23 protein-coding genes and 1 tRNA gene are annotated in these 24,180 nt (G+C 64.0%); 3 read left to right on the top strand and 21 right to left on the bottom strand.

Features of this window, described 5'->3' with window-relative positions; all coding sequences use genetic code 11:
- Positions 1-8 precede the first annotated feature (8 nt).
- The 16 genes from HMPREF1155_RS02415 to HMPREF1155_RS02340 form a co-directional block, all read right to left on the bottom strand.
- Positions 9-1,727 carry an AarF/ABC1/UbiB kinase family protein gene (locus tag HMPREF1155_RS02415; RefSeq protein ID WP_009077049.1) on the bottom strand — a complete coding sequence of 573 codons (1,719 nt, stop codon included), beginning with the start codon at positions 1,725-1,727 and terminating at the stop codon, positions 9-11.
- Positions 1,728-2,144: 417 nt separating this feature from the next.
- Positions 2,145-4,049, bottom strand: a complete 1,905-nt coding sequence (locus HMPREF1155_RS02410) for an ABC transporter permease (RefSeq protein ID WP_009077042.1) — start codon at positions 4,047-4,049, stop codon at positions 2,145-2,147.
- 1 nt (position 4,050) lies between these two features.
- The gene (locus HMPREF1155_RS02405) at positions 4,051-4,794 is read right to left on the bottom strand and encodes an ABC transporter ATP-binding protein (RefSeq protein ID WP_006362019.1); all 744 of its coding nucleotides are present in this window, start codon (positions 4,792-4,794) and stop codon (positions 4,051-4,053) included.
- Positions 4,795-4,919: 125 nt separating this feature from the next.
- Complete coding sequence (locus tag HMPREF1155_RS02400; protein WP_009077044.1) at positions 4,920-5,894, bottom strand: sensor histidine kinase; 975 nt, start codon at positions 5,892-5,894, stop codon at positions 4,920-4,922.
- Positions 5,891-6,592 carry a response regulator transcription factor gene (locus HMPREF1155_RS02395; RefSeq protein WP_009076938.1) on the bottom strand — a complete coding sequence of 234 codons (702 nt, stop codon included), beginning with the start codon at positions 6,590-6,592 and terminating at the stop codon, positions 5,891-5,893. The genes HMPREF1155_RS02400 and HMPREF1155_RS02395 overlap by 4 nt, the downstream gene beginning before the upstream one ends.
- 56 nt (positions 6,593-6,648) lie before the next feature.
- Positions 6,649-7,977 (bottom strand): folylpolyglutamate synthase/dihydrofolate synthase family protein, encoded by a 1,329-nt coding sequence (locus tag HMPREF1155_RS02390; protein ID WP_009077016.1) that lies wholly within the window; start codon positions 7,975-7,977, stop codon positions 6,649-6,651.
- Position 7,978: 1 nt separating this feature from the next.
- Entirely contained in the window at positions 7,979-8,614 is a 636-nt protein-coding gene (locus HMPREF1155_RS02385; RefSeq protein ID WP_006362023.1) for a uracil-DNA glycosylase, read from the bottom strand.
- Complete coding sequence (alr, locus tag HMPREF1155_RS02380) at positions 8,611-9,918, bottom strand: alanine racemase (protein WP_081501515.1); 1,308 nt, start codon at positions 9,916-9,918, stop codon at positions 8,611-8,613. The genes HMPREF1155_RS02385 and alr overlap by 4 nt, the downstream gene beginning before the upstream one ends.
- 67 nt (positions 9,919-9,985) lie before the next feature.
- Positions 9,986-10,804: a UTP--glucose-1-phosphate uridylyltransferase gene (locus HMPREF1155_RS02375; protein ID WP_009076814.1), complete on the bottom strand. Its 819-nt coding sequence runs from the start codon at positions 10,802-10,804 to the stop codon at positions 9,986-9,988.
- A gap of 97 nt (positions 10,805-10,901) precedes the next feature.
- Positions 10,902-11,096: a heme exporter protein CcmD gene (gene ccmD, locus HMPREF1155_RS02370; protein WP_006362026.1), complete on the bottom strand. Its 195-nt coding sequence runs from the start codon at positions 11,094-11,096 to the stop codon at positions 10,902-10,904.
- A gap of 1 nt (position 11,097) precedes the next feature.
- A complete protein-coding gene (gene ccsA / locus HMPREF1155_RS02365) occupies positions 11,098-11,862 on the bottom strand; it encodes a cytochrome c biogenesis protein (protein WP_006362027.1) in 765 nt (254 codons plus the stop codon).
- A 37-nt stretch (positions 11,863-11,899) separates the two neighbouring features.
- On the bottom strand, positions 11,900-12,622 hold the full coding sequence (locus HMPREF1155_RS02360; RefSeq protein ID WP_006362028.1) for a heme exporter protein CcmB: 723 nt from the start codon (positions 12,620-12,622) through the stop codon (positions 11,900-11,902).
- Positions 12,622-13,335 (bottom strand): ABC transporter ATP-binding protein, encoded by a 714-nt coding sequence (locus HMPREF1155_RS02355; protein ID WP_006362029.1) that lies wholly within the window; start codon positions 13,333-13,335, stop codon positions 12,622-12,624. Before HMPREF1155_RS02355 ends, HMPREF1155_RS02360 begins: the two co-directional genes overlap by 1 nt.
- A 9-nt stretch (positions 13,336-13,344) precedes the next feature.
- Complete coding sequence (locus HMPREF1155_RS02350; RefSeq protein WP_009076818.1) at positions 13,345-15,645, bottom strand: heme lyase CcmF/NrfE family subunit; 2,301 nt, start codon at positions 15,643-15,645, stop codon at positions 13,345-13,347.
- 6 nt (positions 15,646-15,651) lie between these two features.
- Positions 15,652-16,332, bottom strand: a complete 681-nt coding sequence (locus HMPREF1155_RS02345) for a cytochrome c maturation protein CcmE (RefSeq protein ID WP_238319060.1) — start codon at positions 16,330-16,332, stop codon at positions 15,652-15,654.
- Positions 16,333-16,601: 269 nt separating this feature from the next.
- A complete protein-coding gene (locus HMPREF1155_RS02340; RefSeq protein ID WP_039993197.1) occupies positions 16,602-17,336 on the bottom strand; it encodes a cytochrome c3 family protein in 735 nt (244 codons plus the stop codon).
- Between the two features lie 579 nt (positions 17,337-17,915).
- On the opposite strand from HMPREF1155_RS02340, the gene HMPREF1155_RS02335 reads away from it, so the two are divergent.
- From HMPREF1155_RS02335 to HMPREF1155_RS02325, 3 genes are all read left to right on the top strand, one after another.
- Positions 17,916-17,991: transfer RNA gene (locus HMPREF1155_RS02335), tRNA-Ala, on the top strand.
- 187 nt (positions 17,992-18,178) lie between these two features.
- Entirely contained in the window at positions 18,179-18,640 is a 462-nt protein-coding gene (locus HMPREF1155_RS02330) for a hypothetical protein (RefSeq protein WP_006362033.1), read from the top strand.
- Between the two features lie 125 nt (positions 18,641-18,765).
- Complete coding sequence (locus tag HMPREF1155_RS02325; protein ID WP_006362034.1) at positions 18,766-19,059, top strand: hypothetical protein; 294 nt, start codon at positions 18,766-18,768, stop codon at positions 19,057-19,059.
- Between the two features lie 153 nt (positions 19,060-19,212).
- On the opposite strand, the gene HMPREF1155_RS02320 is transcribed toward HMPREF1155_RS02325, so the two are convergent.
- The 5 genes from HMPREF1155_RS02320 to metG all read right to left on the bottom strand — a co-directional run bounded on the left by HMPREF1155_RS02320 (position 19,213) and on the right by metG (position 24,067).
- Positions 19,213-19,548 (bottom strand): Veg family protein, encoded by a 336-nt coding sequence (locus HMPREF1155_RS02320; protein WP_006362035.1) that lies wholly within the window; start codon positions 19,546-19,548, stop codon positions 19,213-19,215.
- A gap of 100 nt (positions 19,549-19,648) precedes the next feature.
- Positions 19,649-20,527 carry a 16S rRNA (adenine(1518)-N(6)/adenine(1519)-N(6))-dimethyltransferase RsmA gene (gene rsmA / locus HMPREF1155_RS02315; protein ID WP_009076830.1) on the bottom strand — a complete coding sequence of 293 codons (879 nt, stop codon included), beginning with the start codon at positions 20,525-20,527 and terminating at the stop codon, positions 19,649-19,651.
- Positions 20,524-21,141, bottom strand: coding sequence for a flavodoxin family protein (locus HMPREF1155_RS02310; protein WP_009077008.1), 618 nt, complete (start codon positions 21,139-21,141; stop codon positions 20,524-20,526). The genes rsmA and HMPREF1155_RS02310 overlap by 4 nt, the downstream gene beginning before the upstream one ends.
- Positions 21,134-22,483, bottom strand: a complete 1,350-nt coding sequence (locus tag HMPREF1155_RS08780) for a TatD family hydrolase (protein WP_050999254.1) — start codon at positions 22,481-22,483, stop codon at positions 21,134-21,136. The genes HMPREF1155_RS02310 and HMPREF1155_RS08780 overlap by 8 nt, the downstream gene beginning before the upstream one ends.
- A 3-nt stretch (positions 22,484-22,486) precedes the next feature.
- On the bottom strand, positions 22,487-24,067 hold the full coding sequence (gene metG, locus HMPREF1155_RS02300; RefSeq protein WP_009076965.1) for a methionine--tRNA ligase: 1,581 nt from the start codon (positions 24,065-24,067) through the stop codon (positions 22,487-22,489).
- Positions 24,068-24,180: the final 113 nt, after the last annotated feature.

Genomic DNA, 24,180 nt, shown 5'->3' with positions numbered 1-24,180 from the left:
GAGGCTTCCTATCCGCGCGGGCGGCGATGGATGTTCCAGATGATGTAGATGCTCAAGAACGCGGCGCCGAGAAAGCCGAGGAATCCGATGACGGGCACGCCGAACAGCTGCGGCTCGAGGCCCGTCGCATAGATGATGGACGACCCGATGAACAGCCCCGCCGTGATCATGGACAGGCTCATGCGATCGATGATGTAGCTGAGCAGGCGCATCGGCTCGGACGCGTCGGAGAAGTCCATGCTCATGCGCAAACGGCCCTTCTCCACCATATCGAGCACGTTGGACACGCGCACGGGCAGCTCGACGATGCGCTCGCCCGCCTTGGACGCCTCGCGGACGCGGCGCGTGACGTCGGAGAAGGGATCGAACGATCGGAACGCGTAGGAGCGCACGTAGCGATCCACCACGGCGAGGATGCTGATCTCGGGCGTGAGCGTGATGAGCATGCCTTGGAGCGTCGCCAGGCCGCGCACGAGCATGACGAAGCTCTGAGGCATGCTGACGTGGGCGGATTCGAGGATCTTCATGATGTCGTTGAGCAGGGCCGCAAGATCCATGCTGTTGACGTCTTCGGCGCTGTAGCGGTCGACCAGGCGCGTGAGGTCTTGGAGCAGCTGCCCGTAGTTCAGGCGCTTGCCCGGCGCGTCGGACACGCTTCCCCACTCGATGAACAGATCGGTCAGGCGATGCTCGTCGCGATAGACCATCGCCTTCATCATCTCGAGGAAGAGCGTGCGTTCGTGCGGGGACAGCTCGCCCATCATGCCGCAGTCGATCCAGACGACCTCGCCTGGATCATGCGCGTTCGCATCGGGCCGATCGGGATCACAGGCGCCGCTGGCGCGATCGCGCAGCGCCGGGCGCACGATCAGGTTCGCCGAATGCGGGTCGGCGTGGTAGAAGCCTTCCTCCACCATCTGGCGCATGTAGCTGCCGGCGATGCGGTCGCCGAGTTCCTTGAGGTCGTAGCCGCAGGCGCGCAACGAGCCCACGTCCTCGACCGACACGCCGCGGACGAATTCCATGACAAGGACGGTGTCGCCCGAATACTCGCGGTAGACGCGCGGGCAGGTGATGCCGTCGTCCTTGCCGACGAACGATCCGAAGCGCTGCAGGTTGCGCGCCTCGGCGCCGAAGTCGATTTCCTCGCGCACCGTGCGGTCGAACTCATCGATGACCGCGTCCATGTCCATGCCGTCCATGACCGAGCCCATCATGGGCACGCCGGTCAGGTTGAGCAGGTCGGCGGCGCGGCGCATGAGCTGGATGTCGCGCAGCATGTCCTCGCGCACGTGATGACGGCGCACCTTGACGGCCACCTCGCGGCCGTTCTTGCGCAGAACGGCGCGATGGACCTGGGCGATGGAAGCCGACCCGAGCGGTTCTTCGTCGATGGATGCGAACACCTCGCGGTAGTCGCCGCCGTAGGCGTCGTTCAGACGGGCGGCGATGGCCTCGAAAGGCTCGGGCGTGGTGGAGGATCGAAGCGATTGGAGCGCCGTGCAGTATTCCTGGGGAAGCATGTCCGACCGCGCAGAAAGGATCTGGCCGAGCTTGATGAAGGTGGGGCCCAGGTCTTCGAGCAAGGCGACGAGCTTGCCGGGCGTCATGCCGCGGCCGACCTCGTTGCGTCGGAACGTCTTGACGATCTCGGCCAAGCGCGCGGCAGATGTCTTGTCGCGCATGCCTTCGCGCACGAAACGCGCCACATCCTTTGCGTTCGGCATCGCTTTCCCCTTCCGCCGTTTCGGTTCGAAAATCATTGTAGTCCAAAGAGTTCAAGGGTTTATTTTCCCCATAGACTCGATTATGCTCTTTGCAGAGCCTTGCTTCCGATTGCCGCATTTGCGATGGACCGATGCAAATTTAGAGGGAGCTCTAGATTGCGGGTGAACAAGGGATTCGCGTCCGTTGACGCGAAAGCTTTGAAGCTCGCTGCGAGCACCCACCTTACGAGGTGGGTTCATCCTAGGCCGGAGGCGGGGCTCGCTTTCTTGCCGCAAGCCCTCGCCTTCCTCGATGCCACTATATCGAAGTTCTGGGAGAAATCGAAGAAGTCCCTGGTCGTGTACCGAAAGTTGGTATCGGGAGACCCCATCGGGCAGGCCGCCTTCTTGGGAATCGGATCCGAGACGGCCGATCCCTCAGTCCCAAGGCCGAACGAATGCCCTCACCTGCGCTTCGAATCTGCCGTTCAGCACCATGAAGAGCATAGCCTCGAGCACGATGAGCGGGCCTATGGTCGCGGCCATGCGCACGAAGATGTGCGCGCTCGCCGCCTCGACGCTCATGAGGAACGCCATCGCGAAGCCCGTCAGCACGACCGCGAAGCCGATCGGCAGCGAGAAGAGCACCTGAAGCTGGCGTTTCTGGATGCGCAGCACCTGTGCGACGGACAGCCCCATGCGGTTCAGGTTGCGCATGACGGGCAGGTTCTCGCGCACGTCGGACAGAAGCCGGAAGTAGATGAGGCTGATCGACGCCACGATGAAGACGATGGAGAGCATGAACGAGATGTACGTGTATATCTCGTATGAGTATTCCTGCAGGACGATGGTCTCGATACGCGGGATGAAGAGGAAATCCTCCCCCCCGCTCAGGCCGAATCCGATGGTCTCGCGCACGCTTTCGCAGGCCGTGCGCACCTCTTGGGCCTGACCCTCGTCGTCCACATCGAATATGAAGGCCCGCACGTTCACAAGCCCGCCCGCCTCATGCAGCCGCTGCCAGTCGGCATCGGTCACCACGTAGCTGCCGAAACGCTTCGCATCGTCGAGCACGGGCGCGGACGTGCCGACGACCTTGAACGAAACGCCGTTCGGCGCCTCGACCGAATCCTCGGAATCAGGCGTGCCCGAGATGCCGACCGCCTGGCCGTCGTCGAGCGCAAGCGTCGTGCCCGATTGCCTCTCGTAGGCGCTCTGAGCGATGAATTTGGTGCCGAAGATCGTCTTCTCGGTCTGCAGCATGTCGTATGAATCCTCCGTATACGCCACGCCGTTGGCATCGAGCTGCGTTTCGATCTCGTCGATATCCGACGATTCGCGCACGTTGTCGCCATACGAGAAGTACCCGATGCCGAAGGGGATGTCCTGCGAGACGTCCGCACGAACCGTCGTGACGAACGCCAGCGACACGATGATGGCGCTGAACGACATCGCGAGCATGACGGTGGACACGAACATCGTCATGACCGATCCTTTGATCCGATCGCGCAGGCCGGACATCCAGATGGCGTTACCTTCCTCGAGGTAATAGCGCGAACGCGCGAGCCACGAAAGCACGAGGAACGAGAACTGGCGATAGACAAGGAAGATCCCGGCGAACGTGCATCCGACGATGAACCAGGGGATGATGCCGGCAAGCTCGTCATGCGGTTCCAGGAATGCGCGCACAGGCGGGATGACGCCGAACAGGCAGGCGCCGCAGCCGCACGCGAGCAAAGCGATACCGAGGACGGCAAGGGGCTTCGAGAACCGCATGCCGCGGCTTTCGTCGACCTTGGAGGCAAGCAGCTCGACGATAGGGCGCCTGCATATCCCACGCGCCTGCACCGCGCTCGCCACCAGGAAGATGACGACGAACGTCGCCGCAGTCTGCACGATGGATACGATCGGGAACTGGTACGCGACATCTTCTATGCGGATGATCCGCGCCATAAGCATGACCATGAGATGCCCGAAGACGAGGCCGACGATCAGGCCGACGGCGATGGCGCTCGCGCCGATCAGCAGGCTTTCGAGCATGATGGATAGCGCGACCTGGCGCTTCGTCATGCCCATCGTGCGAAGCGCCCCGTACAGGCGGCGCTTGCGCTTCAAGAAGGCATTGAGCGAAAGTCCGAGGAACCCGAGCGAATACACGGCGATGAAGGCGGCCGCGACCCGCATGATATCTTGTATGCTTTCGCTCTGCGCAAGCTGGGGGTGGTTCATGTTGGCCGAGAACACGAAGAAGACCACGATCGAGAACACGCTGCTCAGCCAGAATGCGACGTAGCTTTCCTTATCGCGCAGGACGTTGTTGAGAGAGAACGTGAAGAAATCCATCTTATTTCGCCCCCATGAACTTGAGCACGTTCAGGATCTCGTCGTAGAACGCGAGCCTATCCCCTTCGCGGTACAGCTCCTCCAGAATGCGCCCGTCCTTGATGAAGACTGCGCGCGTGCAGAAGCTCGCCGTTTTCGCGTCGTGCGTGACGACGATCGTGGAGGTCTTCCTCCTCGCATTGAGGTCGGAGAAGATGCGCATGACGCTCTCGGCCGCCGCCGAGTCGAGATTTCCCGTAGGCTCGTCCGCCAGAAGCAGGCGGGGGTGATGGATGATCGCGCGGGCGATGGCGGCGCGCTGGGCCTGACCGCCCGAAACTTCGAACGTCCGCTTGTCGAGGACCGCCGCGATGCCGAGGCTTTCGGCCACGGCGACCGCCTCCGCCTTCATGCGGGCCGGCGGCACGCGGCGCATCATGAGCGGAAGCATGATGTTCTCGCGAACGGTCAGCGTATCGACCAGATTGAAATCTTGGAAGACGAAGCCGAGCTCGTTGCGACGGAACTCGGCGGCCTGCGATTCTCCTAGACAGGATATGTCGCGTCCGTCGATGCGAATCTCGCCCGAGCTGAGAGGAAGGATGCCGGATATGAGGTTGAGCAGCGTGGACTTGCCCGACCCCGAGGCGCCCATGATGGCGACGAACTCGCCTTCCTCCATGTTCATGGACAGGTCGTTCACGGCGCGTACCTGAACGTCGGTGCCGTATATCTTGCTTGCATGGTCGATAGTGAGGATCGCCATATCTGAACTCCTTTCCGATCCGATGCAAGAAGCGTACGGAACCGCGCGCCGAGCCGCCATCGAATGGCGTGACGAAAGGTGACGCGACATGTCACATGCGAGCGAGGCGTCGCATCGCAATGCCGTCAGAACGTGATGCGCATGCACGTCCCCGCCCCGAGCTTGGATTCAACCTCGATGCCATGGCCGAGCTCGTCGAGCACGTGCTTCGCGACGTACAGCCCGATGCCCGACGACTGGTCGTGGTCGCGCCCGTTGCTGCCCGTGAAATACAGATCGAAGATGCGCGGCAGGTCGCGCTCCCGAATGCCGATGCCGTGATCGACGATGGAAAGCGTCACGCCGGCATCCGACGCCGTCGCGCCGACCTCGACCGTCGACGCGGCGTCCGAATACTTCACCGCGTTATGCAGCATTTGCTCGATGACGAAGGCGAGCCATTTCCCATCGGTGCGCACACGCAGACCGACATCGATATCCACGACGGGAAAGACCTCTTTCTGGACGAAGAGGCGTCGCTCCTTGGCGATGACGGCATCGACCGTCCGTTTGAGAGGCACGTCTTCGATGACGAGATCGGCCTGCATGCGTTCCATGCGCACGAAGCTCAAGACCAGATCGAGCTGTCCCTGCATGCGGTCGAGCTCGCACAGAGCGTCGAACGAATCGATGCGTCCCGGATCCTTCTGCACCATGAGGCGCAGGACGCTGACCGGCGTCTTCATCTGGTGAACCCACTGCATGACGTGCGTCCGCCACCGCAGCATCTCCTCGTCCCGCTCGTTCAGGCGGCGCTGATAGCTGCGATATGCATCGCGCCCGCGCGCGACGTACGCCGCGGTCACGGGATCGGACCCGTGGCGCTCGAGCAGCTTTTCCATGGCATCAGCACCCGCTTCCAGACTTTCATAGAACGTGCGCTTGCGCATGAAACGCACGATCAGGAACGCAGCCAGGACGAAGACCGAGACGAACAGGAAGTAGGCGATGCCCGCGGCCGATGCGAAGCCGTCGACGAAGCGGAATGCGAGCGCGATGGCGACGGATTCGAAGAGGAACAGCGCGATGATATCCAGATGGTCCTTCAGGAAAAGCCTCATGACCCGTCTCCATCGATGGAGAGACGGTAGCCTACGGTGCGCACGACCTTGATCTCGACAGGAATGCCCGCACGCGCGAAGCAGTCGCGCAGGCGCCGGATGTTGACGTTCAAGGTGTTGGCTTCGACGTAGCTCTCGTCGTCCCAGGCGGCCATGTAGAGATCGCTGCGCGACGCCGTTTCCGGATACGCCTTCATCAAACAGGCGAAGAGGCTCGACTCGACCGCCGAAAGCTCGACGACGCGACCATCCCATTCGACGCGCTGGAGCCCCGGATAGAACGTGATGCCATCGCGCTTCACCGATGCGAGCCCGTGCGCGGAAACCCCGAGCTCGCCGTAGTTCCTGCGCATCTGAGCCTGGACCTTGGCAAGCAGGACATCGAGATCGAAGGGCTTGGTCATATAGTCGTCGGCACCCGCCTCCATGCCGCGCACCTGATCGGATACGGCGTCGCGCGCCGAAACCATGAGGATGGGCACGTGCGACGATTCGCGAATGCGCCGGCACCAGTAGAACCCGTCGTATCGAGGCAGGTTCACATCGAGGAGAACCAAGGCCGGATCCAGCGTTGCGACCTGAGCGTCCACATCGTCGAACGAATCGATCGCGCGGCAAGCGTATCGATAGCGCTCGAACAGATCGACGATCTGCTTCGCAAGGGCGGCATCGTCTTCGACGATGAGGATGGGTCGCATGGCATGCCTTTCGTCCGGTCCCGGCTTGTCGATTCTCCCCGCTCCGCACGCATCGATCAAGCGTCGCGGCGGCTCGACCCGAGAGCTTCCATGACCTCGGAGATGGAATAGAGCGATCCGAAGCAGCAGACGACATCGTCAGGCGATGCCTCGGTGCGCGCGCGATGCACGCCGTCCGCAATGGATGCGCAGGCCACGGCATCGGCGACGCCAGCGCGGACGAACTCCTGAGCAAGGTCGGCCGCCGGCAGCGCGCGCTCGGGCTCGGGCGGCTCCACGCAGTAGACCTTCGCCGCGAGCGGCGCGACGAGAGCGACCATATCGCGATACCGCTTGTCCTTCAGCATGCCCGCCACGAACGTGACCGTGCGGTGCGGAAAATACGCTCTGAGGGAAGATGCGAGCATGGCCGCGCCCTGCTCGTTATGGCCGCCGTCGACGATGGTCGTCGGCGAAGCGGCCACGAGTTCGAAGCGTCCGGGCCAGCGCGTCGCTTCGAGGCCCCGCTTGATGGCGTCGTCGGAGATGGCGAGGCCCCGCGTGCGCAGGACGCGCGCGACCTCGATCGCCATGACGGCGTTGCAAGGCTGGTAGGTCCCCAGAAGCGAAAGGCGCACATCGGCGATGCCATCGTAGGAGAACACCTGGGAAAACCCCTCCTGACGCGCATGGATGCGTCCGAAGCGCGGGGAGACGAGCACGGAGCCCGCCGCGCGGCAGGCGTCTTCGATGACGGCCTGCGCTTCGGGCGCCTGACGATACGAAACCACCGGCACGCCCGGCTTCACAATGCCTGCCTTCTCGACGGCGATCTGCGCGAGCGTATCGCCCAGGATGCGCATATGGTCGAAGGCGATGGACGTGATGGCGCAGGCCGCAGGCACGACGACGTTCGTGGCGTCGAGCCTGCCGCCGAGCCCCACCTCCAGCACGACCGCGTCGCACCCGCGGCGTCGGAAGTGTTCCAGCGCGACCGCGGTGATGAGCTCGAAGGCCGTCGGATGCACGTCGATCGATGCGACCGCATCGCGCACGGCGCGTGCGACCTCATCAAGCTCCCCGTCGGAGATGTCGACGCGGTTCACCTGGATGCGCTCGTTGAAACGCAGAATGAACGGCGAGGTGAAAAGCCCCGTATCGTAGCCGGCCGCCTGCAGGATGCCGGCTATGAAGGCGCTGGTGGAACCTTTGCCGTTCGTGCCGGCGACATGCACGATAGGATAGGCGTCCTGCGGGTTGCCGAGCGCGGCGAGCAACGCGCGCGTGCGGTCGAGCCCGAGGTCCATGTCGCGCCACGATCCCTGCTGCAGATACGCCTTGGCGTCGAATCCGTCATCGGGCGCGGCGCCTTCCGTCTGCGACGCCGCGCGTTCCTTCCTCGCCATGCTACTCCGCGCCCCGAAGAGGCTCGATGGGTTCGTTGCCCAGCAGGCGTCCGAGTGCGCGGAAGTCGGCTTCCAAGACATCCCGCTTGCTGCGGTCGTAGATGGCCGCCGCCGGATGGAAGACGGGAAACACTTTGAACGGCCCCGTGACATGGACCGACCCGCGCAGTCCCGTGATGCCGCGCTCGGTACGCAGGACGAACTTCGTGGAGAAGTTGCCCATCGTCACGAGGTATTCCGGTTCGATGGTGCGTACCTGGTCGCGCAGAAACGGCGTGCAGACCTCGATTTCCTCGGGACGGGGATTGCGATTGGAAGGCGGCCGGCACTTCAGCACGTTCGCGATGAAGACCTCTTCGCGCGTGAGCCCCGCATAGCCCAGAAGCTCGGTCAGGTACTTCCCCGCCGCGCCGACGAAGGGCTTGCCCTGCAGATCCTCGTTGCGGCCGGGAGCCTCGCCCACCAGCATGATGCGCGCGCTTGCATTGCCGAAGCCGGGCACGGCGTTCGTGCGGCCTTCGGCGAGCTCGCAGCGACGGCAGGCCCACACGGCATCGGAGATTTCCTCGAGCAGCTGCTGAGGAACCTCGGTTCCCACGGGCCGGATGGTCTTGAAATGGTCGTAATGGATGCTCATCGGACGTACACCTTCGGCATGCGCATCGTAAGCGCGCAGCAGACCTCGTACGGGATGGTGCCCAGCACATCGCAGAGCTCCTCGACGCCGACCGAAAGGCCATCCTTCTCGCCGATGACGACGACCTCATCCCCCACCTGGGGATCGAGGCGCGGACGCGTGCCGAGCGAGCGCATGTCGACCTCGAACATGCTCTGGTCCATGCAGATGTTGCCCACCTGATGGCAGCGGCGGCCGCCGTAGATGAAATCGGTGCGGCCCGAAAGCGCGCGGGCGAAGCCGTCGGCGTACCCGACCGGCACCGTGCAGATGCGCACGCTGCCCGTGCTGCGATAGTGCAGGCCGTAACCCACCCCTTCGGAAAGCTGCGGCGCGTTGACCGCGGTGATGCGCGCGTGCACGCTCATCGCCGGCTTCAGCACGGCCGCGCCGCGCGTCTCGGGACACGGATGGAAGCCGTACAGGGAAATGCCCATGCGCACCATGTCCATGTGCGTTTCGGGATACCGCAGGAGCGCGGCGGAATTCGCGCAATGCACGATGCCGGGGTCGATGCCTGCGACCCGCATGCCCTCGATGGCATCTGCGAAGCGGCGGAACTGCAGGTTGAAGTCGAGCGTCTCGGCGCAGTCGGCCGTGGCGAAATGCGTGAACGTGCCGACCTGGTCGAGCGCGCGGTGGAAGGAGATCTGGCGGGCGAATTCGACGGCCTCGTCGTGGCGCACGCCGATGCGGTTCATGCCGGTATTGAGCGCCAGATGGTACGGCGCGCGCATCCCGTGCGCATCGGCGAGCTCCGCATAGGCGATGGCGAATTCGGGCGTGTAGACGGACGGCATGATGTCGTGCTGAAGCAGGAGAGGCGCGGCGGAGGCGGGCGGCTCCGACAGGATGAGGATCGGGGCCGCAATGCCCGCGCGACGAAGTTCGATGCCCTCGTCCACCGTGGCGACGGCCAGCTGGCTCGCGCCGGCGGAAAGCGCCGTCCGCGCCACCTGCACGGCGCCGTGTCCGTAGCCATCGGCCTTCACGACGGCCATCAGGCGCGTGCCCGGCTTCAGGCAGCGCTTGTTCGCATACGTGTTATGCCTGATGGCACCAAGATCGATCTCGACCCAGGACCAGCGACGCTCGTCGGATTCGATATCGGCCAGACGATCGGCGCCGAACGATTCGACGAAGGCGGCGCGCAGGGCGCCGTCGGTCGCACCGTCCGCGCGCATGGGGCCGTCGGTCGGAGCGGACGTCCTGACCTTGCGCGGACGCGTGCCGAACGCGTTGAAATTATCCAGATCGATGCTCATGGATGCATGCATCCCCTCCGTCGGGCGCCTGGCTGCATGGACAGGCTCCGACCTCGTAAAACCATCGTTATGCGCAGTCGCCCCGACGCGCGAGCATGGCGGCGTTCGCGGCGACCCAGGATTCCACCGTCCCCGTATCGTAGCCTTGCTCCGGCGAAATGACCACCGCATACATCTCCTCTTCGGCGAGCACGGCATCGAGCGCGTCGGTGAGCTGGATTTCGCCGCCCACCGACGGCTTCGCGTCGGCCAGAAGCTCCATGACCCGAGGACTGAGCAGGTAGCGGCCGAAGACCGCGAGGTTCGAAGGGGCCTCGTCACGATGCGGCTTTTCCACCAGGGAATCGACGCGCCATACGCCATCGCCGACGGCCGATCCCGCGATGATGCCGAAACGGCTCACCTCGTCATCGGGAACGGGGACGACGGCGATCACGCCCGAACCGCCATGCGCGCGCGACACATCGAGCAGGCGCGGGCAGATGTCGTTTCCCGGCACGATGACGTCGCCGAGCATCACGAAGAAGGGCTCGCCGCCGCAGGCCGCGGCCGCGCAGCGCACCGCATGCCCGAGCCCGAGCGGAGCGTCCTGGTATGCGAACGACACGTTCAGCGCTCCCGCATGGGAGACGGCCTCGGCCAAGGCATGCTTGCCCGCCGCGCGCAGCGTGCCTTCGAGCGCCGCATCGGGCGAGAAATGCCGCTCGATGGACGTCTTGCTCCGATTGCTGATGACCACGACCTCGTCGGCGCCGGAGGCCAGGCCTTCTTCCACCACGTACTGGATGACGGGCTTGTCAAGCACGGGCAGCATCTCTTTGGGCTGCGCCTTCGTGGCCGGCAGGAAACGGGTTCCCAGGCCTGCCGCAGGTATCAGGGCCTTCATCGGTCCATCCTTTCGCACGTGACGGAAACGCCGGAACGCCCCGAGCCTACCGGACGCGTCCGACGGGGCGCAGGGCGTGAAACGCGGCTGTCGGATGCTAACGGTCGTCGTCGGACGAGCCGATCCCCAGATGCTCCTCAAGGGCGGAAAGCTTCTTCTCCGTGTTCTTGAGCTTCGCCAGGACATAGGCCACATATCCCAACATGACTAGGAACATCAGGCCGTATGCAGCGATGACGAACGGCGCGGCGGGCAGAACCGTCGAATAGATCTCTTCCAATACCGGGTCCATGCTAGTCCTCCAGCCTCTCGTTGATTTCTTCGATCGAATCTTCCATGACCTGCACACGCAGGCGGAAGCGGAACAGCCCGTACGCGACCATGGCCATGCCGAACACCGAAAGCAAAAACGGCAGCAGCATCTCGGGAGACAATCCGGAATCGGTGCGGAACACCACCGGATGCAGGCTCGACGGCACGAGGCGCGTGATGGCGAAGCTGACCGGCACGTCCGCGAACGCGAGCAGCCCGAAGACGGCCGCATAGCGCGCGCGGCGTTCGGGATCTTCGACGGCGTTGCGCAGGATGAAGTACGCGAAGATGAGCATCATCAGAATGAAGTACGTGGTCAGGCGCGGCTCCCACGTCCACCAGACGCCCCATTCGAAACGCGTCCAGAAGATGCCCGAGACCATCGTGCAGACCACGAAGACGAGGCCGACCTCCATGGCGACCTTCGCCCGCGCATCGAAGGCGCGTGCGTGCGTCATGAGGACGCGCACGGAGCAGTACGCCATGAACACGAGCATGAGCGCGCTCGCCACGGCGACGGGCACGTGCCAATAGAAGATCTTCTGCGACAGCAGGAGCTTGTTGGTCACGACCACGCCGTTGATGACCGCAGGTTCGTTCACTCCCGCACCGTTGACCAGCGGGGCCGATGTGAAGGCGAGCACGAATCCCGCCGCGGCCAGAAGCGCGCCCACGCCGAGCACCGCCGGCGCGATCGCATCCCGCACGCCGCCGATTCCCGGCGCGCGCCTTGTCGTTTCGCTCATAGAGCACCTCCTTGGAGCCTGCGCTCCCCCATCGTTCCTACGCGCTTACGACGAAATCGTAGAGCGCCCAGGACAACAGCGTCATCACGACATCGTATCCGCCCGCGAGCGCAAGGGACGTCGCGAACGTATGCATATACCCCGCCTGTCCGACCATGACGCACGTCGTCGCGGCGACGCAGGCCCACAGCAGGGGAAACGCCAGCGGGATGAACAGGACGGCGAGCATGACGTCCTTGCCTCGCGTGTTGACGGTCACCGTGGACAGCAGCGTGCCCACGCCGGCGATGCCGATCGTCCCCACGATGAGCGGCACGGCCATGAGAGGCCAGCTCGATGCCGCGGTTACCGTGCTCAGGAAGAAGAAAAAGAAGAGCGGCACGCAGATGAGCTCGATCGCGAGCAGGAACAGCAGGTTGGCCGTCGCCTTCGCGAGGAAGATGACCGAACGGTCCATCGGCACGAGCAGCATGCCTTCGAGCGCGCCCTGCTCCTTCTCGTAGGAGAACGAACGGTTGAGGCCGAGCAGGCTCGTGAACAGGATAACCGCCCAGAGAAGCCCCCCGGAAAGCTGGAGCACGTCAAGGCGGCTGGTCGACTGCGCGAGCGCCGCGCCGTACACGACGAGCACGAGCAGCGCATAGAGCCCCATCGACGTGAGCATTTCCTTGGTATGCATCTCCTGGCGCAGATCCTTGGCCAGAAGCGTGCGGTATTGGCGCCAGGCGGATGGACGCGCGACGGAAACGGAAGATGCCATCAGGCCACCCCCATCCCGACGGTCGAGCGATAGAGCTCCGAGAACTCGCCGAGGTCGAGGTCTTCTCGCGGAGAGAACGAAACGATGCGGCCGCGGGCCATGACGAGCGCGTGCGTGCATGCATCGAAGCCCTTCTGCAGGTCGTGGCTCACCATGACGAATGTGCGGCCTTCGCGCAACCGCGCGATCAGAGAGTCGAAGATCTCGACCGCATGCGGGTCGAGGCCAGCGTACGGCTCGTCCAAAAAGACGACCGACGGATCGTTGAGCAGGGCGCGAGCGATCGACAGACGCTGGGTCATGCCGCGCGAGAACGTGCGCGCCGCATCGAAGCGGCGATGATCCAGCTCGACGGCCGCAAGCATCGTTCGCACCTGAGCCTCGGCGTCATCGATGCCGTAGAGGCGCGCGACGAACATGAGGTTCTCGAACGCCGTGAGGTCCGGATACAGCATCGGCCGGTGCGAGATCATGCCGATGGAGCCGCGCACGCGATCGGGGTCTTCCTTGATATCGAAGCCGTGGATCGTCGCGGTGCCGCCCGTCGGCTTCGTCAACGTGGCGAGCGTGCGCAGAAGCGTGGACTTGCCGGCGCCGTTCGGGCCGAAGATCGACACGAACGCGCCTTCGGGCACATCGAACGAGACGCCGTCGAGCGCGCGACGGCGTCCGTACGCTTTGGTGAGCTTATGTGCGACGATGGCTTCGGTCATGCGCGTAGTCTACCCTACCGAAGGGCCTTTCGCGTCCGGGCCCTTCGCGCCCGCATCCCGCCCCTTCCCGGTCGAGTCCTTCGCTGCGGCGGCCCCATCCTCTTTCGTGACGGGCGCCTTCGCCGATGCGCCGACGACCTGGACGAGCGTGTCTTCATCCACGTCGGTGGACGATCCGTCGTTGCGCCCGCGCCTGCGATGCCCGAACAGCGCGATGGCCGTGCCCAGCATGAGCAGGAAGAAGCCGACCCACACGAACCCGATGAGCGGGTTGATCTTGACATCGATCGCCAGCTCGCCCGAATTGCTGACGCCGCGGTAGACGACGAAGAGGTCTTCGGTCGGCATATGGATGATCGAGGCGTTGAGCTTGGTTTCCATCGTCGCGAGGTTCATGTCGATGGACGGGCTCACCTCGCCGAGGTCCTTGCCGGTCTTCTCGTCGGTCACGTCGAAGACGACGGTGTAGGTGGCCGTGTCGCCCGCCTCGTTCTGCTCGACCGAGCTCGTCACGTAATGGAGCCCGTAGTTCGAGACCGTCACGTCTTCGGCCGTATCGGCATCCTGATCGAACGCGAGGTACTGGGAAGTTTCGGTGACGAACATGTTGGAGCCGACGAGGCCGACCAGAATGAGCGCCATCGCGAAATGCGACAGGAAGCCGCCGTATTTGGATGGGTTGGTTCGGAAGAGGCCGAAGAACGCGGCGATCGGATGGGTGCCCGTCGCCTTGGCGCGGCCGGAAGCGGAGCGCACGACCATCATGAGCGTCGTGCAGAACAGCAGTGCCGCGACCGCGAAGCCGACGACGGCGAGCCCGTTGTAATACCACGCGGGACCTTCCTGCGCGAGCTTGTTGCCGATCGACCCGCCGCCGGCGACCGTGGCGACATAGGCCGGATGCAGGCGCGCAACGAAATACGCGAGCAGCGCGACGAATATGGCCGTCGCGGCGATGGCGGGAATCTTGATCTGGGATGCGAACCGCGCACGGTCGGTGATGCCCCAGGCAAGCAACGGGCAGACGGCGATGATCAGGCAGTAGAAGATGCCGACCGGACGCGCGACCGCATTGTACGTCTGGGCGGCAAGGCTCTGGCCGCCGAAAGGCAGCCAGGACGGAAGCGCGCTTGAGACGGTCATGTAGGTCAGCATGAGCGTGAAGACGATCATGATCACGTTATTGAAATAGTACGCCGCGTTCTTCGACATCATGGACTGGATGTCGTCGTCGGATTCGAAGCGCTTCCAGCGCAGACCGACGCCTGCGAGCGAAACGGCGACCGAAACGGCGATGATCAGGCCGAAGATGACGAGCGAGACCGGATCCTGCGCGAAGGAATGGACGGATTGCACCACGCCGGACCGCGTGATGAAGGTGCCGACGACGACGAACGAGAACGCGAGCGTCGCGCACATGACGCTCCAGCGCTTGAAGCCGCCGCGACGGCGATACACGGTGAAGCAATGGACGAGGGCGAGGGCGACCATCCAGGACAGGAGGCTCGCATTCTCGACCGGGTCCCATGCCCAGTAACCGCCCCAACCGAGCACGACGTAGGCCCATATCGCGCCGAGCCCGATGCCGATGCCGAGGAACAGCCAGCTGAAGACCGCATAGCCGTTGGAACGCACGACCCATTTCTTGCCGGAATCGCCCAGGATGAGCGCCGCGATGGCGTATGCGAACGGAATGGTGAGGCCCGCGTAGCCCACGAAGAGCGTCGGCGGATGAATGGCCTGCGCCCAATGCTCGAGCAGAGGCGACATGCCGGCCGCATTCGCCGCCGACGTCAGGTTGCCCGCCTCGTCCACGTAGGGGGCGGCCGTCACCGTGAAGGGCATGTTGCTTTCGGAGAACAGCGAAAGGGATACGAACGCGAGCAGGACGACCTGCGAGGTCATGAGGGCCATGTGATCCATGGAGTCGGGATGGCGCAGCGCACGTGCGGCGATCGTCACGTTATAGAGCGAGATAAGCCAGGTCCAGAATAGAAGCGAACCCTCGCGGCCCGCCCACAGGCCGCTGATGTCGTAGAGCAGCCTCATGGATCCGGAGGCCTTGCTGCGTTCGAGCAAGACGTACTTGATGGAGTAGTCCCCTGTGAGGAAGCAGAAGACGAGAATGCCGCAGCAGACGGTAAGGGCGATGGCCGTCAGGACGACGGCGACGCAGCCCGCCCACGAGACGGTTTCGGCGGCTTCCGCCTTGCCGCGCACCTCGAGCACGCGGCCGGCGATGAGGCAGATGATGGAGATGGCCGCAGCCATCAAGGCCACGACCAGGCCGATAAGACCGAACGTTGACATGCGTGCCTAAGCCTCCTGTGCGATATCGGTGCAGGCGAACGTGCCGTCCTTCGACAGCGAGCCGGTCAGGACGACGGACGTGCCCTCGCCGATCCCCTCGGGAATGCCGCCGTCGAACTTGACGGAGACTTCGGAGGTCTGATCGTCGGCATCGAGCAGGGAGAAGCGGATATCGGATTCGCCCGCCTTCTTCAACGTGCCGGGCTTGACGACGCCGGCCACCTTGACGGGCTTGTCGAGGATGCTGTCCCGGTAGTAATCCAGACGCGAGACGGTCAGGGCTTCGGATGCGTTCTCGTATTTCGAGGGGCATTTGGTGACGAGCTCGGTGCAGACGACCGTCGGGGTGCCGCCTTCGTCCGTAAGCTCGCCGGTGCAGATGGCCTGGACGCCGTTGCCGAACGTGGATGCGGCCGAGCCGTCGTAGGATACATGCACGGTCGCGCCGTCGTTCGCGTCGGCATCGTAGATATCGAAGGCGAGCACGCCGTTGTCGATGCTGTACGAGTTGTCGACGACGGAGCCGGTGACTTCCACGCGCGTGCCGACGAGCGATCCGTCCGCCGCTTCGGCGACAGAGACCGTCTTGGCCGCGGAGCTGCTCCCGATATAGGCGAGAATGACCGCGAGCACGGCGACGATGACCAGCGTCACCACGATAAGACGTCGTTTGGCCTGGGTGTTCATATGCCCCCTTTTTCTCGTGCGCCCGGAAGAGAAAGCCCCGGCGCCATCTGCGCGATACGGGAAGCCCTGCGCATCCTCGGCGCGTCGCGAACGATTCCGGCTCGCGACGGCTCCGACGATACCGGACGCCCCTGCCGCGTTCTCGATAGTATCAGGTGCCCCTCGCATTGGCACGCGGAGCTTTCTTCTTTCTTAGATTCTATTCACAACAAAAGGAAAGCCCGCCGAAGCGGGCCTCCCTTGCGAACCGAAACGCTATCGGAAAGCTCTTAGAGCTTGGTCTTCGCGGCGTAGTCGGACACGGACAGCCAACCATCCGGAATCGGCGCGTCGCTGTGGCACTGGCTGCACGCGTTGACGGACTGGCTGTGCGCGTTGTGGCACTCGCTGCAGGCGACTTCGCCGTGCTGGGCGAGATGCGGGTTGCGCGTGTCGCTCAGGCCGGCGGTCAGCGCGACGAGCTCGTCGCGCGTCATGGTGCCATGATCGCCGGAGCCGCTGTGGCACTTGGAGTTCGAGCAGAACTCGTTGCCGGAATCAAGGTTGCGCGCCTTGACCAGATCGTCGGTCGAGCGCTCGGCCAGGATGGTGTCGCCCACCTTGTTCTGGCCCAGGACTTCGTAGTTGCCGGTGATCCAGTGCATGCCTTCGGTGACCTGCTCGCCGATCGTCGGAACGTGGCAGTCGAGGCAGTTGGCGAGCTTGTACTTGCCGTGCATGTACGCCATCATCGAGTTCTTCTCCTGATCGGAGGCGAGCTCGTTGCCGTACGCGTCGGTGGAGCCGTCGACGTAGGTTTCGACGTACGCATCCATCGGCGTATGGCAGATCGCGTTGCAGAATGTCGGCTGCTCGTGCCAGACCATGAAGCCGGCACCGGCCGCGACGAGAACCACAGCCACGACGCCGACGATGATGAATTTCTTCTTCTTCGGCATCTTCGCCTTCTTGGTACCCGTTTCCGTGCCCGCATCGGTCTGCTCGACCTTCTTCTCTTCGGCCATCGGATACCCCCTTTCTATGAAGCTTTTTCTCCCCTTGCGCTCCAGCCCCTGCGGTTCAGAGGGGGACATGTCGGGCATGCCATGCGAACCGCGGCGATGGATCGTGGCCATTGTAGCATTGCGCGGAACGAATGCCACGCGGTATTTCCCCATCGCGGAAAAACATGCCCGGCACCCGTGCAAACGCCCCCGCAAACCTGATAGGTTTCTTTAAAACCACCAGATGGAATACGTACGGCACGACCAAGCGACCTTGCGAGGAAGCCGAAGCGAACTCATAGGCTTTTCGTGAGAGGATTCCGTGCCGCCGATGCTCGGATCCCTTGCGGCATCTTCGGAATGCCGGTGCGGAAACGGTCGTGCGCGCATGGTTTTCAGAGCCTGGCGCGCGTGTCCCGAACGGGGCAGGCGCGTCCGATGCGGCATGCCGGCGTTGCGTGGTGTCGCGGGCGGACCCGTGCGCCCGTCGACGCGAACCGTCGCTCCGCAGCCTTGCGGGGTTATGGATTTACGGTTGCGCGCAACGTATCCGTTGACAACGACGCAGCCGAGCGCAAGAATACTGTCTTGCCGATTTCTGGGGATGTAGCTCAGCTGGGAGAGCATCACGTTCGCAACGTGGGGGTCGTGGGTTCGAATCCCATCATCTCCACCAGAAATGCTCAAGGCCCCGGAACGATCGTCCCGGGGCCTTTTTCGTATGCGATATGTCGAGAATGGGGTGCGCCGCGCACGACCGCCTCTCGCCATGCGCAATCGGGGTATGCTGTATACAGCTCTTCGATCTATAAGGGGGATGCAGACCGCGTTCGCATCGCAGCCTGCAAGAAGGAAGGCTTCCCATGGCTTCTCGTCGCACGCTTGTCGGCATATCCGCCGTCGTCTGGCTCGCCGCAGGGCTCATGGTCCTGCGCTTCGGCGTCCAGGAATACCCGTCGCACCTCTCGGCGCTGCTCGTTGCGCTCACGCTTATCGTGTTCGTGCCCTTCGGCATGATGTTCCAGAAGATGACCGTGAAGAACCGTCGCCGCATCGTGCGCATGGGAACCGACGACAACAACCCGCTGTCCTTCTTCACGCCGAAAACCTACGCGATCATAGCGTTCATGATGGCTTTGGGAGCGTCCCTGCGCGCCTGCGACGCCGTTCCCCGCTTCTTCATCGCATTCTTCTACGTGGGGCTTGGCAGCGCGCTCTTCCTCGCCGGCCTGCGCTATGCGGAGAATTTCATCCGGTACGGGCGCTACGAGTCGGCCGATGCGCACGAACCCGCCGACGAAAAGACCGTGGGGGCCGCCGTCTAAACCATGCTCCATCAAGCCGCTTGACGGGAATCTCGTTGGCGTGCGCCGCATGGTTTCGGTATCATCGTCGCGTTCCTGAAGGAAGGACGCGAAGGGCCGCGTCCTCGTGCAAGAAAGGCATCGGCATGGCAAACCCTGACGAAGAGCGCGAGATCGCTCAGCTTCCCCTCAAATACCAACCCCTGAGCATGTGGGCGTACCTCGGCTACACGCTCCTTTTCCAATGCGTGCCCTTGGTCGGCATCATCATGGCGTTCGTCTTCGCATTCAACGACTCGAACATCGCGCGCCGCAACTTCGCGCGTTCCTTCGTGCTCGTCTTCGCCATCGAGGTCGTGCTCGGGATAATCCTCGGCCTGACCGGCATGGCCGCGCTCCTTGCCGCAGGCTCGATGAGCACCGGAACGATGCAGGCCTAGGGCATGCCCGTCCGGCATCCGCAAGAATGCGAGCCGCCTTCCGTCCCCTCCGATGAGGGTGGAAGGCGGCTCGTTTGATTTCAGGACCGCATCTTGAACGTGCGCGATCGCCTCGAACGGCGGACGCGTACGGGTCGGCGTCGTTCGCGAACGCTACTCGTCGTCTTCGTCGTCGGCGGCGTCGGACGCATCCTCGAGCGACGCATCTTCGCGCCCGAGGGTGAAGATCGGCATGCCCGTCTCGGTGTCGAACAGCTCGACCATGCCGGTCAGAACGTCGACGTACTGGTACGACTGGCGTGCGGTGCGGCCGCGCCTGCGATCGACCTCGAGAACGAAGAGCGAGGGATGCGCCTGAATGAGCAGGCCTTCGCTTTCGACGATCTTCGAGCGTCCCATATTCGCGCGTACCTTCACGCGCGTTTCAGTGCGGGAAACGAGTTCGCCGCGAATGTCATCGATGACATGAACCTGCTTTTCAAGCTCCATATAGACGGTTTCCTTCAAGCGAATAGGGCAATGTGAGGTGAAATTTTACTACGCTCAGCAGGCGTTGTCCGCGTTTCACAAGGTTAAACCACATATGGCCTTATTCCCAGCCGCCGCAGGACGCACATGCGCGTCCCAAGGCGATGAACTCGTCCAACGACAGCGTCTCCCCCCGCCTGCGCGCGTCTATGCCCGCCGTTTCAAGTGCATGCACGATATCCGCCGCCTCGAGATGCCGCGATCCCGGACGCGAGAAATAGGCCTTCATCGAATTCGCGATCGTCTTGCGCCGCGCAGCGAACGCCGCATCCGCCGCGACGGACGCGAGCGCGACATCGTCAGACGCATGGTCCTGCACTCTATCGAGCCTGATGACGGCAGATGATACGTGCGGCGCCGGCATGAAGTTCGAGGGTGCGACCTCGAAACGCCCAGTCGCCTGCGCACGCAGGGCGAGCTTCACCGAATACGCGGCGTAATCCTTCGTGCCGGGAGACGCCGCCATGCGGTCGGCCACTTCGCTCTGCACCATGACCGTCATGCTGCGCATCGACGGGAACCGATCGAGAAAATCGAGCACGAGCGTGGCCGCGACGGCATACGGAAGATTGGCCACGAGCTTCGTGGGCGCGAAGCCGCCCAGATCATCGTTGCCGACCTGCAACGCATCGCCTATATGGAGCGTGAAGTTATCGAAGTTCCAGCAGCTTTCCTCGAGCACAGGGGCAAGATCCCGATCGCGCTCTATCGCATGCACCGCCCGCGCGCGTGCGCACAGCGCGACCGTCAGCGTGCCGATGCCCGGCCCGACCTCGAGCACGTCATCTCCCGCATCCACCTGCGCAAGCTCACAGATCTTCCCGACGATCGCATCGTGTATGAGGAAGTTCTGCCCGAGGGCCTTCTTGGCCGCCAAGCCATGGCGCGCGAGCGCGGCGCGCGTGGCGGAAGGAGTCGCAAGCGGGGAGAACCTGGTCATGAGACGATGCCTTTCATACGGGACGAACGATCGCGTGCGCAAGGCGCGCCGAGAGCCGCATCTTCTGCGCAGGGATCCATGTCGGAAACGCGTGCGGGGGACTGTCCCCATCCGACGGCGTCGATGACGTCGACGAGCCTGAATCCTGCCGATCCGAATGCCGAGCGCACGATGGTCGCGAGCGGATCGAAGCCATGGGGATCGCCGCCGCTTCCGATGACGTGCAGCCGCACCGGCCGCTTCACTTCGGCAGGGTCTGCGCTGCCCGCAGGGCCGATACGGCGCTCCCATAGCGGCTGGAACCGATCGAGCACGGCCTTGAACTGGGCCGTCGGACCGGAGAAGAACACCGGGGCGATCACCTCGACCGCATCGCAGGATGCAAGCTCCTCGAACAGGCCGTCCATGGCATCGCGCCGGAAGCAGCGGAACGGCCCTCGGCACCGCTCGCAGGCGATGCACCCTTCGACCGGATGGTCTGCGACATTCCACATGCGAACATCCGATCCGACGCTCTTCGCCTCAGGGACGACCGCTTCGCGCGCATACCGTGCGCTCACGCCGTGCGCCCGCGCCGAACCGACTATGACGAGGACGCGCTTCCGCTCATGCATGGTTCGCCCCCTGCGACAGCTGCCAGGAGGTCGGGCCGCGATCCTCGAAGCCGAGCGTCGTCTCATGCACCTCGGACAGGAAGCGCGCGCGGGACGCGCCGGAATCCGCGCCCACGACCGCGGCGGCCCGATGCGCCGTGAACACGATATGGTCGGGGCCGTTCTCCTGGCCGCGGAACGGCACCGGGGTCATGTAGGGAGCGTCGGTCTCGAACAGCAGGCGTCCGCGGGGCACGATCGCGCATGACGCACGGATCGCATCGGCGTTCTTGAACGTGATCGCGCCGCCGAACGCGGCGAACGCGCCGCGTTCGATCCATGGCCCCAATTCGTCCGGACCGACGCTGCAGCAATGGATGAGCACGCCTGCCGCAGGCCATCCCGTCGACTCGAGGATATTGAACGCGTCTTCGTGGGCGCTGCGCTCGTGCCGGCCCGTCTGAGCCGCATCGCGCAGATGGAGCATGAGCGGCAGGCCCGTGATGCGGGCGATTTCCACCTGACGGCGGAACACCTCGCGCTGCATGTCGCGCGGCGACAGGTCGTAATAATAGTCGAGGCCTGCTTCCCCGAGCACCGAGGTCTCGGGGCGCGCAAGCAGGCGGAGGAGCTCCGCCTCAAGGGAAGCCGACCACGCATGCGCGTTATGCGGATGCACGCCGCAGGCCACGCGCACGCGAGGAACGGCCACGTCGCAGGGGCAGCGTTGGGACGCGGCCTCGTCGGCCGAAAGGTCGTCGCTGCCGGGAATCGCCTCGACGCCAAGCGCCTGCGGGTCGGATGCCGCCTCTTGCCTCGCGCGCTCGATGGAGCGTCGCGTGGCGGCGAACACATCCGGCAGGCGCCTGAGCGCTTCCGAGCGCCACAGTGGAAGACTCTCGTAGGTGCGGCGGGCGTCTTCGGACGGATCGCACACCGTGCAGATGAAATCCACCCGCCCGACCGTGCAGCGCGCCAGCGCGAGCGCCGGGTCGGACAGCATATCGAGATGCGTATGGGAATCGGCGACGGGGCCTTCGAGCGCAGGCCGCGCCACGACGCGATGCCCCCGGCGGCGCTTCTTGCGGAACAGCGCGTCGCCATAAGCCAGATGCCCGGCCTCGCCTTCGGAATCGATGGGATCGATAGGACCGATATGCGCCGGCGGCGCGCCGCCGGGCGCGTCCGGACCGCACGACGCCGATGCGCCGGCCGAGGAGCGCGCATCGCACGATTCCGGCGCGCTGGAAGGTAGGTTCGAGCCGCGCGATGCCGATGCGTCGCCGACCGGATTCGAGCCGCATATCCCCGCCGCGCCGTCGGGCGCGTCCGGGCACGCGTTCTGCACAGGTTCGTTCGCCATGAGCTAGAGCTGGATGTCTTCGACTTTGAGACGAGGGAAGAGCGGATCGCCCTTCTCGACCTCGTTGCCGGCAGGCAGCTGGCCCCAGGCGGTCGCGGCCTCGATGTCGTCGACGGCGGCGATGTCGCCCAGCCCCAAGCGGCGGAACACCTCGGTGGACGTGCGCGGCATGAACGGCGCGAAGTAGAGCGCCAGGATACGGCAGGCCTCAAGCGCGTTGTACAGCACGAATGCCAGCTCGCCTGCCGTTTCTTCGGACTTCGCCAGATTCCACGGCGCGCTCTGTTCGACATAGAGGTTCACGCGGCTCGCCAATTCCTGAACGGCCGCGCACGCATCGGTGAAGTTCACGTCGGCCATGCAGGAATCGAACGTCTCGTACAGTCCGTCCGCGATATCGCGCAGCGGGTTTTCCACATGGGCGAATCCCGAGGGAACCTGCGGCACCGTGCCGTCGAAGTACTTCCCCACCATGTTGAAGACACGGCTGCAGAGATTGCCCCAGGTATTCGCCAAATCGGCGTTGTAGACCTGGGTCATGCGCTCGACAGAGACGTTGCCGTCGGCGCCGAAGCGCACGTCGGAGAGGAAATAGTAGCGATAGGCGTCGGATCCGTACACGGACACGAGATCGGCGGGCCTGATGCCGTTGCCCTTGGATTTGCTCATCTTCTCGCCGCCCACCATGAGGAAGCCGTGGCCGAAGACCGTATGCGTGACAGGCAGGCCGGCGGCCATGAGCATCGCAGGCCAGATGACGCAATGGAAGCGCGTGATGTCTTTGCCGACGAAGTGATACTGCATGGGCCAGCGCGCATCGAATTCACCGGGGCGGTCGGGGTCGGCGTAGCCGATGCCGGTCAGGTACGCAAGCAGGGCATCCGCCCAGACGTAGCAGACATGGCCCTCGTCGAAAGTCAGCGGAATGCCCCAGTCGAAGGTGGAACGCGAGATGGACAGATCCTGCAGGCCGCCCTTGACGAACGCGACGACTTCGTTGCGACGCGTCTCGGGACGGATGAAATCGGGATGGGCTTCGTAGAACTCGAGGAGGCGGTCCTGGAATTCCGAAAGCTTGAAGAACCAGTTCTCCTCGCCCGACGACATGCGACGCACCGGACGCTTGCAATCCGGGCAGATGAACGCGCCCGCATCGTCGGTCTCCAGGTCGCTTTCGGCATAGTAGGTCTCTTCATGGACGCAGTACCAGCCCTCGTAGGCGCCCTTGTAGAGGTAGCCTTTCTCGTAGAGGTCGTTCCAGAACGTCTGCACGGTGCGCGTCTGGCGATCGGAGCTCGTGCGCACGAAGTCGGTGAAGGCGATATCGAGCATCTTCCAGGCGTCCATGAAGGCAGGCACCATGGAATCGCACCATTCCTGCGGGGTCATGCCGTGCTTCTCGGCGGTTTCGGCGACCTTCTGGCCGTGCTCGTCAAGACCGGTGACGAACGCGACGTCATGGCCGTTCATGCGCTGGTAGCGGGCAACCGCGTCCGCGGCGACGGTCGTGTAGGCCGTGCCCAGATGAGGCGCGGCGTTCACGTAGTAGATCGGCGTGGTGAAGGAATAGGTGGGCTTGGACATAGAGGCGCCTCTTTCCACCGGAGCGACTGATGGCGCCCCTCCGGTATCGTGCGCATCACGGCTGATGGCGCCGCCTGCGCGATCGAATGAAACCTAGGTATTGTACCGCAGGC

The sequence above is a fragment of the Slackia sp. CM382 genome (genome assembly GCF_000293015.1).
Lineage (GTDB): Bacteria > Actinomycetota > Coriobacteriia > Coriobacteriales > Eggerthellaceae > Slackia > Slackia exigua.
This window is presented reverse-complemented; position numbering and strand designations above follow the sequence as displayed.

What these genes read in the sequence shown, in the direction of transcription:
- HMPREF1155_RS02410 (WP_009077042.1), bottom strand. Translation starts at nt 4,049, where the DNA reads ATGGATTTCTTCACGTTCTCTCTCAACAACGTCCTGCGCGATAAGGAA.
- alr (WP_081501515.1), bottom strand. Translation starts at nt 9,918, where the DNA reads ATGAGCATCGATCTGGATAATTTCAACGCGTTCGGCACGCGTCCGCGC.
- HMPREF1155_RS02400 (WP_009077044.1), bottom strand. Translation starts at nt 5,894, where the DNA reads ATGAGGCTTTTCCTGAAGGACCATCTGGATATCATCGCGCTGTTCCTC.
- rsmA (WP_009076830.1), bottom strand. Translation starts at nt 20,527, where the DNA reads ATGACCAGGTTCTCCCCGCTTGCGACTCCTTCCGCCACGCGCGCCGCG.
- ccsA (WP_006362027.1), bottom strand. Translation starts at nt 11,862, where the DNA reads ATGAGCGAAACGACAAGGCGCGCGCCGGGAATCGGCGGCGTGCGGGAT.
- HMPREF1155_RS02320 (WP_006362035.1), bottom strand. Translation starts at nt 19,548, where the DNA reads ATGGAGCTTGAAAAGCAGGTTCATGTCATCGATGACATTCGCGGCGAA.
- HMPREF1155_RS02375 (WP_009076814.1), bottom strand. Translation starts at nt 10,804, where the DNA reads ATGAAGGCCCTGATACCTGCGGCAGGCCTGGGAACCCGTTTCCTGCCG.
- HMPREF1155_RS02340 (WP_039993197.1), bottom strand. Translation starts at nt 17,336, where the DNA reads ATGGCCGAAGAGAAGAAGGTCGAGCAGACCGATGCGGGCACGGAAACG.
- HMPREF1155_RS02395 (WP_009076938.1), bottom strand. Translation starts at nt 6,592, where the DNA reads ATGCGACCCATCCTCATCGTCGAAGACGATGCCGCCCTTGCGAAGCAG.
- HMPREF1155_RS02405 (WP_006362019.1), bottom strand. Translation starts at nt 4,794, where the DNA reads ATGGCGATCCTCACTATCGACCATGCAAGCAAGATATACGGCACCGAC.
- HMPREF1155_RS02390 (WP_009077016.1), bottom strand. Translation starts at nt 7,977, where the DNA reads ATGGCGAGGAAGGAACGCGCGGCGTCGCAGACGGAAGGCGCCGCGCCC.
- HMPREF1155_RS02355 (WP_006362029.1), bottom strand. Translation starts at nt 13,335, where the DNA reads ATGACCGAAGCCATCGTCGCACATAAGCTCACCAAAGCGTACGGACGC.
- HMPREF1155_RS02350 (WP_009076818.1), bottom strand. Translation starts at nt 15,645, where the DNA reads ATGTCAACGTTCGGTCTTATCGGCCTGGTCGTGGCCTTGATGGCTGCG.
- HMPREF1155_RS02310 (WP_009077008.1), bottom strand. Translation starts at nt 21,141, where the DNA reads ATGCATGAGCGGAAGCGCGTCCTCGTCATAGTCGGTTCGGCGCGGGCG.
- HMPREF1155_RS02330 (WP_006362033.1), top strand. Translation starts at nt 18,179, where the DNA reads ATGGCTTCTCGTCGCACGCTTGTCGGCATATCCGCCGTCGTCTGGCTC.
- HMPREF1155_RS02385 (WP_006362023.1), bottom strand. Translation starts at nt 8,614, where the DNA reads ATGAGCATCCATTACGACCATTTCAAGACCATCCGGCCCGTGGGAACC.
- HMPREF1155_RS02415 (WP_009077049.1), bottom strand. Translation starts at nt 1,727, where the DNA reads ATGCCGAACGCAAAGGATGTGGCGCGTTTCGTGCGCGAAGGCATGCGC.
- HMPREF1155_RS02325 (WP_006362034.1), top strand. Translation starts at nt 18,766, where the DNA reads ATGGCAAACCCTGACGAAGAGCGCGAGATCGCTCAGCTTCCCCTCAAA.
- HMPREF1155_RS02345 (WP_238319060.1), bottom strand. Translation starts at nt 16,332, where the DNA reads ATGAACACCCAGGCCAAACGACGTCTTATCGTGGTGACGCTGGTCATC.
- HMPREF1155_RS08780 (WP_050999254.1), bottom strand. Translation starts at nt 22,483, where the DNA reads ATGGCGAACGAACCTGTGCAGAACGCGTGCCCGGACGCGCCCGACGGC.
- ccmD (WP_006362026.1), bottom strand. Translation starts at nt 11,096, where the DNA reads ATGGACCCGGTATTGGAAGAGATCTATTCGACGGTTCTGCCCGCCGCG.
- metG (WP_009076965.1), bottom strand. Translation starts at nt 24,067, where the DNA reads ATGTCCAAGCCCACCTATTCCTTCACCACGCCGATCTACTACGTGAAC.
- HMPREF1155_RS02360 (WP_006362028.1), bottom strand. Translation starts at nt 12,622, where the DNA reads ATGGCATCTTCCGTTTCCGTCGCGCGTCCATCCGCCTGGCGCCAATAC.